The sequence below is a fragment of the Erwinia sp. PsM31 genome, assembly GCF_030433775.1.
GTDB lineage: Bacteria > Pseudomonadota > Gammaproteobacteria > Enterobacterales > Enterobacteriaceae > Erwinia > Erwinia aeris.
Map to the genome: position 1 here is coordinate 1 of NZ_JARUWZ010000127.1, position 222 is coordinate 222.

1 protein-coding gene is annotated in these 222 nt (G+C 55.9%); it reads left to right on the top strand.

Features of this window, described 5'->3' with window-relative positions:
• Positions 1 to 80: 80 nt before the first annotated feature.
• Positions 81 to 222, top strand: a 142-nt coding sequence (locus QCD69_RS22710; protein WP_301253592.1) for a glycine--tRNA ligase subunit alpha, incomplete at its 3' end; no start/stop codon positions are given.

Below are 222 nucleotides of genomic sequence, written 5' to 3' on the forward strand. Positions count from 1 at the left end.
TGTATACTTACGTCCACTTTTATAAACTTATCGCGTGCGTAAACAACTTGAAAAAGTTTGATACCTAGTCATTTCAGTGTCTGATCCTGACCTTACTGGATTACTGGGCACGCCAGGGCTGCACCATCGTGCAGCCGCTGGATATGGTAGGCGGCGCGGGCACCTCTCACCCGATGACCTGTCTGGGCGCGCGGGGGCCGGAGCCGATTGCCGGGGCCTACG